The sequence below is a fragment of the Thermus thermophilus HB8 genome (genome assembly GCF_000091545.1).
Classification (GTDB): domain Bacteria; phylum Deinococcota; class Deinococci; order Deinococcales; family Thermaceae; genus Thermus; species Thermus thermophilus.
Map to the genome: position 1 here is coordinate 1,750,240 of NC_006461.1, position 14,465 is coordinate 1,764,704.

General features: G+C 68.4%; 11 protein-coding genes. 4 read left to right on the forward strand and 7 right to left on the reverse strand.

What is annotated here, in order from left to right:
* Nucleotides 1-18 precede the first annotated feature (18 nt).
* The gene (locus TTH_RS09470; RefSeq protein WP_011228558.1) at nucleotides 19-1,239 is read left to right on the forward strand and encodes an IS256-like element ISTth4 family transposase; all 1,221 of its coding nucleotides are present in this window, start codon (nucleotides 19-21) and stop codon (nucleotides 1,237-1,239) included.
* On the opposite strand, the gene TTH_RS11400 is transcribed toward TTH_RS09470, so the two are convergent.
* From TTH_RS11400 to TTH_RS09500, 6 genes are all read right to left on the reverse strand, one after another.
* The gene (locus TTH_RS11400; protein WP_197525139.1) at nucleotides 1,147-3,549 is read right to left on the reverse strand and encodes a S8 family peptidase; all 2,403 of its coding nucleotides are present in this window, start codon (nucleotides 3,547-3,549) and stop codon (nucleotides 1,147-1,149) included. The two genes, TTH_RS09470 and TTH_RS11400, sit on opposite strands and share 93 nt — an antisense overlap.
* A 100-nt stretch (nucleotides 3,550-3,649) precedes the next feature.
* Nucleotides 3,650-4,210, reverse strand: a complete 561-nt coding sequence (locus tag TTH_RS11405) for a hypothetical protein (protein WP_197525140.1) — start codon at nucleotides 4,208-4,210, stop codon at nucleotides 3,650-3,652.
* 30 nt (nucleotides 4,211-4,240) lie between these two features.
* Nucleotides 4,241-4,624: a hypothetical protein gene (locus tag TTH_RS09485; RefSeq protein WP_164926078.1), complete on the reverse strand. Its 384-nt coding sequence runs from the start codon at nucleotides 4,622-4,624 to the stop codon at nucleotides 4,241-4,243.
* A 293-nt stretch (nucleotides 4,625-4,917) separates the two neighbouring features.
* Nucleotides 4,918-5,922, reverse strand: a complete 1,005-nt coding sequence (locus TTH_RS09490; RefSeq protein WP_164926079.1) for a hypothetical protein — start codon at nucleotides 5,920-5,922, stop codon at nucleotides 4,918-4,920.
* Nucleotides 5,923-6,209: 287 nt separating this feature from the next.
* A complete protein-coding gene (locus tag TTH_RS09495) occupies nucleotides 6,210-6,740 on the reverse strand; it encodes a TTHA1873 family deoxyribonuclease (protein ID WP_011228975.1) in 531 nt (176 codons plus the stop codon).
* Between the two features lie 72 nt (nucleotides 6,741-6,812).
* On the reverse strand, nucleotides 6,813-9,548 hold the full coding sequence (locus TTH_RS09500; protein ID WP_164926080.1) for a carboxypeptidase regulatory-like domain-containing protein: 2,736 nt from the start codon (nucleotides 9,546-9,548) through the stop codon (nucleotides 6,813-6,815).
* Between the two features lie 317 nt (nucleotides 9,549-9,865).
* Between TTH_RS09500 and thrS the strand changes: the two genes are divergently transcribed.
* The 3 genes from thrS to TTH_RS09515 are packed head-to-tail and all read left to right on the forward strand — an operon-like array spanning nucleotide 9,866 to nucleotide 13,826.
* Nucleotides 9,866-11,845 carry a threonine--tRNA ligase gene (thrS, locus tag TTH_RS09505; protein WP_011228977.1) on the forward strand — a complete coding sequence of 660 codons (1,980 nt, stop codon included), beginning with the start codon at nucleotides 9,866-9,868 and terminating at the stop codon, nucleotides 11,843-11,845.
* 3 nt (nucleotides 11,846-11,848) lie between these two features.
* Nucleotides 11,849-12,631 carry a PaaX family transcriptional regulator gene (locus TTH_RS09510; RefSeq protein WP_011228978.1) on the forward strand — a complete coding sequence of 261 codons (783 nt, stop codon included), beginning with the start codon at nucleotides 11,849-11,851 and terminating at the stop codon, nucleotides 12,629-12,631.
* Between the two features lie 10 nt (nucleotides 12,632-12,641).
* Nucleotides 12,642-13,826: an ABC transporter substrate-binding protein gene (locus TTH_RS09515; RefSeq protein ID WP_011228979.1), complete on the forward strand. Its 1,185-nt coding sequence runs from the start codon at nucleotides 12,642-12,644 to the stop codon at nucleotides 13,824-13,826.
* A 12-nt stretch (nucleotides 13,827-13,838) separates the two neighbouring features.
* On the opposite strand, the gene folE is transcribed toward TTH_RS09515, so the two are convergent.
* Nucleotides 13,839-14,459, reverse strand: coding sequence for a GTP cyclohydrolase I FolE (gene folE, locus TTH_RS09520; RefSeq protein ID WP_008633832.1), 621 nt, complete (start codon nucleotides 14,457-14,459; stop codon nucleotides 13,839-13,841).
* Between the last annotated feature and the right edge of the window lie 6 nt (nucleotides 14,460-14,465).

A 14,465-nucleotide genomic window follows, 5' to 3' on the forward strand; every position in this document is an offset into this window, starting at 1 on the left:
ATTTATGTGTAAGGATCCGTGTTTAATAGGGGGGCACACCTTAGCACGAGGAGGTGCCCCGTGGACCAGGATACCTTGCGGATCTTGCTGAGGGAAGCGGTGCGGGAGACAGTAGCCGAGGTTCTGCAGACGGTTCTGGAGCTGGACCGGACAGCCTTCTTGCAGGTGCACGGAGGCCGCAGGAACGGCTACTACCCCCGCAAGCTGGAGACCACCTTCGGCCAGGTGGACCTGAAGGTCCCTAGGGATCGGGAATCTCGGTATTACCCGGCTTTCCTTAAGCCCTACGCCCGCCGCCTGGTGGACGTGGGGGAAGTAGCTGTGGCCTTGTACGCCGCCGGGGTCAGTCAGCGCAAGGCGGCCGAGATACTGAGCCTGCTCCTGGGCCACCGCTACTCCCACGAGACCCTGAGCGCCCTGACGGACGAGGTCCTGGAGGCGGCAGGAGCCTTCCGCACCCGGCCTTTGCCCGAGGAGATGGCCTTCGTCTACCTGGACGGGCTTTCCCTAAAGGTCTTCAGGGAAGGAGAAGGGATCGTACGGGAAAGCGTGTATGTGGCCCTGGGCATCGCCCCTAATGGGGAGAGGCGGGTCCTGGGGTTCTGGCTTTTGCCCACGGAGAGCGCCCTGGGATGGGAGGGGGTCCTGGGGGAGCTTTGGCAGCGGGGCCTGCGGCGGGTGTTGCTCTTTGTCACCGACGGGCTGCCCGGGCTTCCTGAAGCGATCCGCAGGGTCTACCCTCAGGCGGAATGGCAGCGGTGCGTGGTGCACGGGGTGCGGTGGAGCCTGTCCCAGGTGCGCTCCCGGGACCGGGCCCTGCTGGCGGAGGACCTGAGGCGGGTGTACGGGGCGGAGAGCCGGGAAGAAGCTCTTGGGGCCTTGGAGGAGGTGAAGGCCGCCTGGGGTTCGCGGTACCCGGGGGTGGTGGGGCTTTGGGTACAGGATTCGGGGGCCTTCCTGCGCTTCTACGGGTACCCCAAGGTGCTTTGGCCGTACCTGCGGAGCACCAACCTGATGGAGCGGTTTATCCGGGAGCTACGGCGGGGGACGAAGGTGCGGGACCACAAGTTTCCTAAGGAAGAGGCGGTGTACAAGCTTCTTTACCTGGAGTCGGAGAGGCAGGAAGGGAGGTGGGCAGAACGGAAACTAAAGGGGTTCTCGGAGGTGAAGGAGGTACTGGAGAAGATGCTTCAGGAGCGGTATGCCCCCCGTACACAGACTCTTACACATAACTCTTGACACGACCAGGGCCTCCAGGCTGAAGTCCACCCCGCTCCTCGGCGGGCGGACCAGGTAGTCGCCCTGGGCGTCCACGTAGACCCCTAGGTAGTCCCCGTCGTCCACCTCCTCGTTTTCGTTCACGTCCTTCCAGGCGGCCACCAGGTAGGTCCCGGGGGCCAGGTCCCGCAGGGTGTAGGGGGCGCTCCGCCCGTCCCGGAGGATGCGGATGTAGGTGCTCTTGGTCTCGTCCAAGTTGCCGTCTTCGTCTATGTAGAGCCCGAAGACGTAGGTGCCGGCGATGGTGGCGGGCGGAGGCGGCGGAGGAGGAGCGGCCACCACGTTCAGGCTCAGGCTAGCCTCCCGCATGAGGCTTCCCGCCGTGCCCCGCACCGTGAGGGCGTAGCTCCCCTCGGCCGCCCCCTGGCCCACGCTCAGGGTGAGAACGCTGGTGGCGGTGGCGGGGTTGGGGCTGAAGCCCCCCGTGACCCCGGGAGGGGCTCCTTGGAGGATCAGGCTCACCGGGGAGGAGAAGCCCCCCGAGGCCACCACGCTCACCTGCACCTGGCCCATCTGTCCCGGGGCGAGGGTTAGGCTCGCGGGGGAGAGCTGGAGCTGGAAGTCGGGGCTCGGGCCCGGACCGGGCCCGCCCCCCACCGCCTCCAGGGCCCGCACCGGGTCCACCAGGCCCGCCCCGCAGTCGGAGGCCCGCAGGGTGACCGTCACCCTGGGATGGGGTTGCCCGGTGCAGGCCTGGTCGGAGAGGGGCCTGGCCGTGCTCTTAAGGATGTTCAAGACCTCGGCGTAGCCCAGGCCGGGGTTCTTCGCCTTCATGAGGGCCACGATCCCCGCCACGTGGGGGGCCGCCATGGAGGTGCCCTGGTAGAAGCCATAGACCGGTTCGCCCCACTCGTTGCTCCACAGGGTGCTGAGGACCCCGTCGGCGTACCCGTCCCCGTTGAGGTCCTGGGTCACGTCCCCTCCAGGGGCCATGACGTCAATCCGGGGGCCGTAGTTGGAGAAGTAAGACCGGTAGTTGCGAAACTCCGTAGCCCCCACGGTGATCACCCCCTGGCAGCTGGCGGGGACATACTTGCTGGCGTCGTCCTGCTCGTTCCCCGCCGCCACCACGATCACCGGCTTCTGAGGCTGGGCGTTTACCCGGTTGATGGCCTCCTGCCAAGCGGGTAACTGGTTGCAAAGCCCCCTACCCCCCAGGGACATGTTGATCACCTGAGCGGGGTTGGCGTTCCGGGGCACCCCCGGAACGTCTACTCCTGCAGCCCAGAGGAGGCCGTCCAGGATATCGGCGTCGGTTCCTCCACCCAACCCCAGGACCCGCACGGGCACCACCCTGGCCCCCCAGCTCACCCCCGCCACCCCCTGGCCGTTGTCGGTGAGGGCGGCGATGGTCCCGGCCACGTGGGCGCCGTGGTAGCCGCTTCCCCGGTCTCCCTCCGAGGCCGCCTCCTCGTCCTCGGGGTCGGGGTCGCGGCCGTCCCCGTCCATGGCCACCTGCGGGTAGGAGATGAAGTCGTAGCCCGGCAGGAAGACGGGGGTGAGGTCGGGGTGGCGCTTGCGGATGAGGGCCCCGCTGTCCACCACGGCCACCACCACGGGGCGGCTCGTGCCGTCCTCCAGGTCCCAGGCCGCGGGGAGGTTCAGGTGCTGGGGGTCGTAGTGCCACTGGTACTGGTAGTACTCATCGTTGGGCGTCTTCAGGGGATACCGGAGGTAGTTGGGCTGGGCGTAGGCCACCCCGGGGAGGGCCGCCACCCGGGCAGCCAGGGCCTCCAGGGCAGTCACCTCGGCCAGGGCCTGGGGGGAAACCCCCTCCTCCACCCGGTAGACCCCCGCTCCGGGAAGACCCATGGGCCTCTCCAGACGCAAGGAGAAGCTACCCGCCCGTAGGACCGAGGGAAGGGCCTGGGGAGCCGGGTCGCCTTTGAGCTTCACGATGAGCTCCCCCGGCACTGCCTGGGGCCCGGGAGGGAGGGAGGGCATAGACCCCACCCCGGCCTCCAGAGGGGGTGGGGTCTGGCCCTGGATGCCCGGCCCCAGGCTCACGGTGCCGGAGATGTTCCCGCCCCCCTGAATGGTGAGGGCCAAGGGATGGGTGCGGACGAGGCTCCCCGAGGTGGCCTTGAGGGTGAGGTTGTAGCTCCCGGGGGGCGTGGAGGCCTGGGCGGAGAGGGTGAGGTCCGCCTGCACCGGGGCCGTTCCGGCCACGTTCACCGCCTGGGGGGAGAGGCCCACCCCCTGGAGGGCCCCCTCCAGGCTCAGGAGCACCGCCCCCTGGAACCCCCCTTGAGGGGTGACCGTGAGGCGCAAGGAAGCGCTCCCCCCCGCCTGGAGAGCCACCTGGGAGGGCTCTAGGGCCAGGGTGAAGTCCGGGGAGGTGCCCCCACCCCCCCCAGGGGGGGGTGGGGCGCTACCTTCCTGCTAGCACCCGGAGAACGTCCACAGCCCAAGAAGGAAGACCCACCAGGGTATTCTGGTAACCGTAGCCATAAGCGCTCACTAGCTCCATCACCAAGGACAGCCCGCTCTGGCCGGGGGTGATGAGGACGTTGCCCTGGGAATCCGTGTAGATGCCCAGGTAGTCCGGAGGGCTCACCTGCCCATCCCTGTCCATGTCCTTAAACCCCACGAGGACGTACTGCCCCGCCGCCAGGCCAGAAACGCTGAAGGGAGCCTGTCGGCCATCTTGGCCGATCTGAACGCCCTTGCTCCTTTCTTGGTCAAAGGCATCCTGTGAAGGATCGTAGTAGAGGGCGATGACCCAGCTCCCCCGCACCGTGCCCTGGGAGATGGTCTGGCCCAGGTAGAGGGTCCCGGCAAAGCCGCCGCCCCCCGAAGGCGGTGGGGGCGTCCCACCCCCTCCACCTCCAGGGGGCGGGGTGGGCAGGCCGACGATGGGGGGAGGGGGGCTCCCCCCACCCCCCTGACCCTGGTCGCCACAGGCGGCGAGGAGGGCTGCCAAGGCAAGCAAACCTCCCAACAGCACCCGCACAGCTCCCCCCTAGGGATAGACCCGAAGCCCCGCCCGCAGGTCCAGGCCGAAGCTGGCCCCTCCCGCGAACCAGAGGGTGGGCTCGGCCCGGGCCACGAAGGCCACCTGGCGGTTGACGAAGTACTCTATCCCCGCCACCCCGTTGAGGCCAAAGGACGTCTGCCCCCCACCAAAGAAGACCCGGAAGCCAAAGCCCGCCAGGGGACTCATCCCGGCCCCGTACTTCCCGAAGTGGAAGAGACCGGAAAGCCCAAGCTCAAAGGCCGCGCCCCCCTGGGCCACACCGATGCCGAAGCGCCCCCCCACCCCGAAGGGGCCCGCCAGGTCCCGCACCCCGGCGTCCACCACAGCTACCAGGGAGAAAGCCGTCTGCTGCGCAAAAGAAAAGCTCATATCGGCCCTGGTACCGGCCTCCAGATAGGTGCGCTGGGCCAACGCCGGAACGCCCACCCCCAAGGCCAAGGCCAGCAAGAGAAACTTCGCCGTCTTCACCGCACTCACCTCCTTCTAGCATCCTTACAAACCCTTACAAACCGCCTTTCGCCACAAGCTTCACCCATGTGTCCGAGCACCCAAGAGCCACCCCTTCCTTATCCCGGTCCCACCTCCCTTCCTTCAGTTTCCTCATGGGGCCTTACAAAAATCTTAACTCCCCCCCGCCACGGCCGGGGGGAGCGTCTTGACCCCTAAAAGGCCATGGCGCTTGGGTTCACCTTCAGGAAGCAGCCCCCCGTGAGGGCCCGGGGCTCCGCCAGGACGTAGGTCCCCGCCGTACCGACACCGGGGACCCCGTCCACCTTAACCCCGCCCCGGAAGAGGGTCTTAGTCATCCCGGAGGGCAGGGAGGCCAGGTCGGAGGGGCCGTAAAGGCTCACCGGGCCGTAAGGCGAGCCCTCCTGGGCGTCCGGCAGGAGGCAGAGGGGGGTGAGGGTGCCCGCGCTCAAGGCCCGCGCCGTCTGAGGGGGCGTGTAGAGAATGGCGGTGCCGCCCGGCACCACGGGGCTGTTGTAGCTCCAGAGGGCGTAGGCCTGGGGGTAGCTCTCGGGGGCTCCCTGGAGGCCCACCGTGGCCGAGGCCCCCGCGTTCCACCCCCGGTCGCCGAAGTCCGTGTCCAGGAACTGGTAGAGCACGCGGCCGTCCGGGTAGAGGACCGCCTGGAAGGAGACGGGGCCTTGGCCAAGGCACCCTGCGGAGCCCGTGCCGTAATGCCGCAGGGCCACCCAGCTCACCACGAAGGCGGCGGGCTGGCCCCCGGAGAGGAGGGTGCGGACGTAGATGCCCCCCTGGGGGCAGTCGTTGGAGAGGTCGTCCCAGAATACAGGGGCGAAGCGGTTCTGGTAGGAGTAGGGTAAGGACTCGTTGTAGTATTCATCGGTGGCCTCGTCGGCGTCGGCAATGACCCCGTTAGTGCTCACCGCGATCTCCGTCACCGCCTTGCCGCCCCAGGGGAAGGGGAAGGGAAGGGAGACGGTGGTGTATTCGTCGTCCTCACCGTCCAAATCCGTCAAACGGGTTGCCCCCTGGAGAGGGTCTATCCAGGCGAAGCCCACCGGGCTCCAGGTACCCGCCCCCGGGGAGTACACCGCCTGGAGGGAGGGCCCCCCGCCCCCTTCCCCGGAGGGCTTGGGCGGGTCCACCCCCTGGGCGGGGCCCGCCCCCTGCTGGCTGCAGGCCGCAAGGACGAGCACCATAATCAAAAGCCCAAACCGCGCCTTATAGCTCACCATAGGTACCTCCTCCTAAGAAATCCTCCTGATCCCGTTCCCCAGCACTCCCCGGCCATCCGTGGAAGAGGGCATGATCGGCGCGATGTTCTCATGGTAAGGGAAAAAACCCAGGGGGAGTTCTTATCAGGGCTCCACAGAAACCGGGAGTGGAAAGGATGTGTCTTGGAGTTGCAAACCCCATTATAACTTCCACTCCCGGCAAAGGCAACCCCCCGCCCCGTGGGGGGCGGGGGGCGGGGCTCGGCCCTAGGCTAGGGGATGATGGTGGTGGTCTCGAAGACGGTGTAGGGGCCGGGCGCCTCGGTGCTGGTGGCGTCCGCTTGGACCGTGGTGTTCGTCCCGTTCACCGCGTTCGCCCGCAGGCTGAAGCGCAGGGTGGCCCCGGGGGCGAGGCTGGGGAGGTAGCGGAGCTGAACCCCGGTGGGCCCCCAGGCAAGCACCTGCACGTCGGCGCTCAGCACGGGCGCGTAGGACGCGGGGCCGAAGGGCCCGTCGGGGTCAAGCTCCACCTCAAAGTCCACGCCCTTCGTGCCGGAGCCCGCGAAGGTGGAGTTGCCCAAGGTGCGGGTCACGTTAAGGGTGACGTTCGTCTGCGGACCGGAGCTCCCCTCCCAGGCGCGGATCTCAAAGCGGTAGTAGTAGTCGTTGCCCTCGGCCACCGGGTCGGTGGAGGTGCCGCCCGTCAGGCTGTTGAACTCGCCGAGGGAGCTGATGGCGAGGGCGTAGGCGGTGGGCCTCGCCTGAACATCAACGGTGGCGCAATCCTCCAGGTAGTTGCCCACGGTGTCGGGGTTGGCCGTCTCCGGGGTGTAGGGCGGGCTGGGCCTGGGGTCGGTGCCGGTGGTGGGCTCAAGCTAGGTGGGCGGCACGTTCCAGCGCGGGTAGGTGGAGGAGTACTCGTACTGGTTCAGGTTCCAGGCGTAGAGCCGGGCGCAGTTCCCCCAAGTGCCCACCTCGCTCGCCCGGAGGTCCACGATGATGCTCGTGGAAGCCCCAAGGGCCAGGTCGCCGAGGTCCCACTCCAGGGTCTTGCCTTCCGCGTCCAGGGCGCCCGCCGGGCTCGCGTTCACGAAGTCCAGGCCCTCGCCGAAGAGGTCGCGCACCTTCAGGCTGTAGCCCGTGAGGGCGGCGGCGTACTCCGAGGGGTAGGCGGTCTTCAGGGCCTGGTAGTCGGGGTCGTTGATGGGAGCCTCGGCCCGGTCCAGGTTAGTGGCGGTCAGGGTGAAGCGGACCCGGTCGCCCTGGAAGACGGTGGCGCTACTCGGCGTCTTGGTCAGGGTGAAGAAGGGCCGCACCACGTAGATCCGCTTGGCCGTGCTCACCTCGGGCGTGTTGTCGCCCCGGGCCACGGCGCGGTTGTCAAAGGAGTAGGGGTCGGGGTAGGCGCTGGTGGTGCCGTAGGCGGGCGGCCGGAGGGAGTAGTAGTAGCCGGGCTCGTTCAGGTTTTCGTCGCCGTCGGTCGCCATGTCCCCGTCCTTGTCGTTCCACACGTAGCCCGGCTTGTGGCGGGCGTAGACGGTGACGGTCACGCTCACGGAGCCGCCGGGAGCGATGGAGGTGAGGGCGGGGGTGGTGGAGTAGTCCCAGGTGACCGTGTGGAGGATGGGGTCGTAGGTGCCGCCGGCCGAGGCGGAGACGAAGCCGAGCTCGGCGGGGAGGAGGTCGGTGACGACCACGTTGTTGGCCGTTTCGGTGGTACTCAGGTTGCGCACGGTGATGGTGTAGGTGTAGGTGGCCCCGCTAGGCACCCCGGCCCCGCTCTGCACCAGGGTGACGTCGTTGGGGGAGTGGTCGGTGCCGCTCCAGCCGATGACCGTGGGGCCGCTCTTTTCAATGGCGAGGGCGGCGCCGGTCCAGGTCTTGGTGAAGGTGAAGTCCTTGAGGGCGAAGGTGTACTCGCTGGAGCCGTAGGTGACCACCACGTACAGGGTGGCCCTCACCCGGACGCTGATGGGCAGGTCGCTGGCGGTGACGCTGGACTTGGGCTGGAGGTAGACGCCGGAGCCGTCGGTGTCGTTGATGGCGGCGGCGCAGGTGGCCGGGCTGATGTCGCAGAGGTCCACCTTGGAGACGTCCCCGCCCACCAGCTCGTAGCGGACGTAGCCGAAGCCGGTGATGGGGAGGAGATCCGTGGTGGGCTGCTTCTGGCGCACCTCGGCGCGGAAGAGGTGGCGGTTCTTGGTGAGGTCGCTGAAGTCAAAGGCGTTGATGATGGTGCCGAGGTCGGCGCCGGTGCGCTTGCCGCTGTAGCGGACGACGTCGTCCGAGGTCTCAAGGGCGTCGTCGTCCCCGCCGTCCCGGAGGTAGAGGTGGGTGATGTTGTAGAAGAAGACCTTGAACTCCTTGGAGCGGGCAGACCAGCCGGAGCCCTCCTCGCTGGCGGAGACCAGGAACTTCACGGGTTGGCCGGAGTAGCTCTCGCCGATGCCCTGGAAGCTGAACTTGGCGATGCCGTCAGCGTCGGTCATCACGAAGTCCAGCTCGGTGACGTTCTGGGTCTCGCAGCCCTTGTAGAGGAGCGCAGCGTGCTCCTCGTAGGAGATGGCGCTCACCCGCACCCGGGCGTTCTGGACGGGCTGGCCGTCCTTGGTCACCCGCACGGTGACGCAGACGGGCTCCTCCGTCTGGGAGGCGTAGAGGTTCACGTCCTTGGCCTCGTTTTCCTCCCGCTGCACGGGCAGGGGCTGGCCCCACTGGTCGGTGACGGAAACGATCTCAATCTCGCCCACGGGACCGGAGGCGGTGTTCCTCTGGAGGCCGAGGTTAAGCACGGTGGTCTTGCCCGCTTCCACCTGGGCGGCCCGGCTCCCGGAGAGGTAGCCCGGAGCGCTCGCGGTCACGGCGTAGGTGCCGGGGGCGGCGGTGGCGGTGAAGAGGCCGCCGCTGCCGCTAAAGGTGAGGCTCGGGTCAGAGCTGACGCTGGCGCCGGAGAGGGTCTGGCCGGTGTCCGCCCCGTAGACGTGGACCACCAGGGTGCCCGTGGTGGGGGCTGGGGCGGGCTCAGGCTGGAGCTTGAAGGTGAGGGCCACCACCTTGCCCAGCTCCACGCTCGCCAGCTTGGCGTCACCCAGGTAGCCGCTCTTGTTCACGCTGATGGCGTAGGCGCCTGCGGTGGTGTAGGTGAGGTCCGCCCGGCCCTGGGCGTCCGTGGTGGCGCTGTTCGTCCCGTCGGACACCGTGGCCCCAGAGATGGGCGCCCCGTTGCCGTTCACCACCAGGACCGCCACCTTGCCCTCCGTAGGGCTGGCGGCGGGCACGGGGAGGAGGTTGAGGACCACGGTGGTGGTCTTGCCCGCCTCCACCTGGTGGGTGGCCTGGGCGGGGAAGTAGCCCGTCTTGCTGGCCTGGACGGTGTAGCTCCCAGGCTCCAGGTTGGTCAGGGTCTTGCCGCCGGTGAAGCTATCGCTGTAGCTGTTTGGACCCGTCACCTGGACCTGGGCGTCCGCCGGGGTCACGTTCACCGTGAGGGACCCCTTGGTGGGCGCCTGGGCGCTACCCCCGCCACTCCCTTGCTGGCCACAGCCCGCGAAGAGGAGGGCGAAAGCGCCCAACAGGGCCACGCCGAATGCCTTTAGCCTTACTCCTTTCATACCCTGCACCTCCTTAGTGCTTTTCCCCAGGGGTTTTCCGCGTTGCCCCCTTGGGCCTGGCGCCGCACGAGCCGGGCCCGCTTGCTTTGAAGCCCTTCTCGCGCGGCATCCGAGGCTAATCTTACGCACACCCCTTCCTCATGTCAAGCCTGTTCGCCTTTACCTTAGCTTGTCGGGGTCGCGCTTCGCCCACGCCTTTCACCCCCTTTCTCCAAGTTGCCCCGGCCCCGTCAGGCCAGGGTCAGGGGGAGCACGGGAGGCCTGAGCGGGGCCCGAAGCGAGGGCGAAGCCGGGTAAATGCCCGTATAGTAGAGGGCATGACGGTCTACCTGCCGGACGGCAAGCCCCTGGAGCTTCCCGAGGGGGCCACGGCGAAGGACGTGGCCCGGGCCCTCGGGGAGGGCTGGGAGAGGCGGGCGGTGGGGGCCATCGTGGACGGGGAGCTCTACGACCTCCTAAAGCCCCTTCCCCAGGGGGCGAAGGTGCGCCTCCTCACGGAGAAGGACCCCGAGTTCCAGACCCTCTTCCGCCACACCCTGGCCCACGTCCTGGCCCAGGCGGTGAAGGAGTTCTTCCGGGAGAAGGGCTACGATCCGGAAAGCGTGAGGCTCGGGGTGGGGCCCGTGATTGAGAAGGGCTTCTACTACGACATAGAAGCCCCCGAGCCCCTCTCCGACGAGGACCTGCCCGCCATAGAGGCGAAGATGCGGGAGATCCTCAAGCGGGACCTCCCCCTAAGGCGCTTCGTCCTCTCCCGGGAGGAGGCCTTAGCCCGCTACCGGGGAAAGGACCCCTACAAGACGGAGCTCGTCCTGGAGATCCCCGAGGGGGAGGAGATCAGCTTCTACCAGCAGGGGGACGAGGCCTACGGCTTCACCGACCTCTGCCGCGGCCCCCACGTCCCCTCCACGGGCCGCATCCCCCCCCACTTCAAGCTCACCCACGTGGCGGGGGCCTACTGGCGGGGGGACGAAAACAGGCCCATGCTGCAGCGGGTCTACGGGGTGGCCTTCCGCACCGCCGAGGAACTTAAAGAATACCTCTGGCAGCTGGAGGAGGCCAAGAAACGGGACCACCGGCGGCTTGGGCGGGAGCTGGAGCTCTTCCTCATAGACCCCCTGGTGGGGAAGGGGCTCGTGCTCTGGCTTCCCAAGGGGAACGTGGTCCGGGAGGAGCTCATGGCCTTCATGCGGGAGGAGCAGGTGAGGCGGGGCTACCAGCTCGTGACCACGCCCCACATCGGGAGCCTGGAGCTCTACAAGACCAGCGGCCACTACCCCTACTACGCGGAAAGCCAGTTCCCCCCCATCAGCTTCAAGGAGCGGGGCGAGGAGGAGGAGTACCTCCTCAAGCCCATGAACTGCCCCCACCACATCAGGATCTACGCCTATAGGAAGCGCTCCTACCGGGAGCTTCCCCTAAGGCTTGCCGAGTTCGGCACCGTCTACCGCTACGAGAAGGCGGGGGAGCTTCTTGGCCTCACAAGGGTTAGGGGCTTCACCCAGGACGACGCCCACATCTTCTGCACCCCCGAGGAGGTGAAGGGGGAGTTCCTCGGGGTCTTGGACCTGGTGCTTAAGGTCTTCGCCACCTTGGGGCTTAAGGACTACCGGGCCCGGATCGGGGTGCGGGACCCGAAAAGCGACAAGTACGTGGGGGACGAGGCCAAGTGGGCCCTGGCGGAAAGGCAGATTGAGGAGGCGGCGGCCGAGGCCGGGCTCCGGTACACGGTGGAGGAGGGGGACGCCGCCTTCTACGGCCCCAAGCTGGACTTCGTGGTGAAGGACGCCCTGGGGCGGGAGTGGCAGCTCGGCACCATCCAGGTGGACTACAACCTGCCCGAGCGCTTCGGGCTGACCTACGTGGGCAAAGACGGGGAGGAGCACCGCCCCGTGATGCTCCACCGGGCCCCCTTCGGCTCCCTGGAGCGCTTCATCGGCATCCTCATTGAGCACTTCGCCGGGGACTTCCCCCTGTGGCTCGCCCCGGTGCAGGCGGTGGTGGTCCCCGTGTCCGAGAAGCAGGAGGACTACGCCCGGGAGGTGGCGGGTAGGCTCAAGGAGGCGGGCCTACGGGCCGAGGCCGACACCCGGCCCGAGAGGATGCAGGCCCGGATCCGGGACGCCGAGGTGCAGAAGGTGCCCTACATCCTCGTGGTGGGGGAGCGGGAGAAGGCCGAAGGAGCGGTGAGCGTGCGCCGCCGGAAGAAGGGCAACCTGGGGACGATGCCCCTCGCCGCCTTCCTGGAGGGGGCCCTCAGGGAGTACCGGGAAAGGCGGCTTGAGCCGGTCTTTTAGGGCATGCGGGCCAGGTCCACCATCTTCACCCTGTTCGTGGAGTACGTCTACCCGGAACGGGCGGCCCGGGTGCGGGACCTCGTGGCCATGATGGCCGCCCTGGGCTTCTCGGAGATGGCGGTGCGGGCGGCGCTTTCCCGGAGCGCCAAGCGGGGCTGGGTGGTGCCCAAGCGGGAGGGGCGGGCCGCCTACTACGCCCTCTCCGACCGGGTCTACTGGCAGGTGCGCCAGGTGCGCCGCCGCCTCTACGGCTCCCTCCCCCCGTGGGACGGGCGCTTCCTCCTCGTCCTTCCCGAGGGGCCCAAGGAGCGGGGGGAGAGGGAGAGGTTCCGTCGGGAGATGGCCCTTTTGGGCTACGGGGGGCTGCAGAGCGGGGTCTATCTGGGGGTCGGGGCGGACCTCGAGGCCACCCGGGAGCTCCTCGGCTTCTACGGCCTTAGCGCCACCTGCTTCCAAGGGGAGCTTCTCGGGGGAAAGGAGGAGGTCCTCAGGGCCTTCCCCCTGGAGGAGGCCAAGGCGGGCTACGGGCGGCTTTCCGCCCTCCTGGGTCAAAGCCCCGAGGACCCCGTGGAGGCCTTCCGCCACCTCACCCGGCTCGTCCACGAGGCGAGGAAGCTCCTCTTCCTGGACCCCGGCCTCCCCCAGGAGCTTTTGGGCCCCGACTTTCCGGGGCCAAAGGTGCGCCGCCTCTTCCTTTCGGCCCGGGAGGAGCTGAGGGCCCGGGCGGCCCCCTTCCTCAAGGGCCTTTCCCTTCTCCTTTCAGACCTCTCACCCGTTTCCCGGTAGGCTTAGGGGCATGAGGGGACTTCCCGCCCTTCTGCCCGTTCTTTCCCTGGCCTTGGCCCAGACGGTCATCCCCTTCTGGCACACCGCAGGCCCCCCCGGCGACCGGGTCCTGGAGGAGGCGATCCGCTCCTTCAACGCGGGCCAGAACGCCTACCGGCTCGAGGCCCGGTACGTGGGGGACTACCGCGAGGCCGGGGTGAAGCTCCTCGCCGCCCTGCGCTCCGGCAGGCCGCCTGCCCTCTTCCACGCCGAGCTCTCCTTCCTGCCCCGCCTCGCCAAGGAGGGGCTCGCCCTTCCCCTGGACGCCTACCTCCAGGACCTGCCCCAGGACCTCTACCCCGCCCCCCTGAAGGCAGGCCAGGTGGGGGGAAGGACCTACGGCCTTCCCCTCGGGGTCTCGGTCCCCGCCCTCTACTACAACAAGGACGCCTTCCGCGCCAAGGGGCTTAAGCCCCCCATGACCTGGGCCGAGGTGGAGCGGGCGGCGGAGGCGCTCACCAGCCGCACCGCCAAGGGGATGGTGATCGCCACCGACGTGTGGAGCTTCAACGCCATCGTCATGAGCCTGGGGGGAAGCCTGGTGAAGGACGGGCTTCCCGCCTTCACCTCCAAGGAGGCGGTGGAGGCCCTGGAGATGCTTTACCGCATGGTGCAAAAGGGGCACGCCCAGGCCAGGAACCTGGCGGAGGCCCAGTTCGCCGTGGCCGACTTCCTCAGGACCAAGGCCTTCATGGGGATCGGCCCCACCACGGCCCTCCCTGTGGTCCTGGCCCAGACCGCCCTCCCCTTCCAGGTGGGGTACGCCCCCTTGCCCCGGGTCCCGGGCGGGGCCGTCCCCCTCTCGGGGGCGGTCCTCGTGGTCCTCAAGGGGGCGGGCCCCGAGGAGGCCCGGGGGGCGGTGGCCTTCTGGCGCCACTTCCTGGAACCCAAGCGCCAGGCGGACTGGGTGCGCACCACCTGGTACCTGCCCTTGAGGCGGGCGGCGGAGGCCGAGCTTAAGGACTTCCTCCAGGAACCCGAGCGGCGCGCGGTCTTCGCCCAGGTGGAGGCGGCCCGTCCCTGGAGCCAGGACCCCGAGCTTGTGGTCTGGTACGGCTACCTGGAGGAGGCCCTGGAGAAAAGCCTCAAGCAGGGGGTGAAGCCCAGGGTGGCCCTGGAGGAGGCCCAGAAGAAGGCCCTGGCGGCGGAGCGTTGACCGGGCGGGGCCTTAGGCCGTCCCGTCCCTGAGGTGGCTCAAAAACTCCTCCCGGGTCTTCTGGTTCTCCCGGAAGACCCCCAGCATGGCGCTCGTCACGGTGCGGGAGTGCTGCTTCTCCACCCCCCGCATCATCATGCAGAGGTGGACCCCTTCCACCACCACCCCCACCCCCTGGGGCTCCAGAACCTCCTGGATGGCCTCGGCGATCTGGACCGCGAGGCGCTCCTGCACCTGGAGCCTGCGGGCGAACATGTCCACGATGCGGGCGAACTTGGAGAGGCCCAGGATCTTCCCGTCGGGGATGTAGCCGATGTGGACCTTGCCGAAGAAGGGAAGGAGGTGGTGCTCGCACATGGAGTAGAACTCCACGCCCTTCACCACCACCATCTCGCTCCCCTCCGCCGGGAAAACGGCGCCGCCCACCACCTCCTCCAGGCGCTGCCGGTAGCCCCGGGTGAGGAAGGCCCAGGCCTTGGCCACCCGCTCCGGCGTCTTCAAAAGCCCCTCGCGGCCGGGGTCTTCCCCGATGACCTGGAGCCACTCGGCGGCGAGGGCCTGGAGGCGCTCCAGGTCCACCTCGGTCGCGAAGGTCAAGCCCGTGTCCTCAAGCTCCACCATCTTGCGCTCCATGCTGCC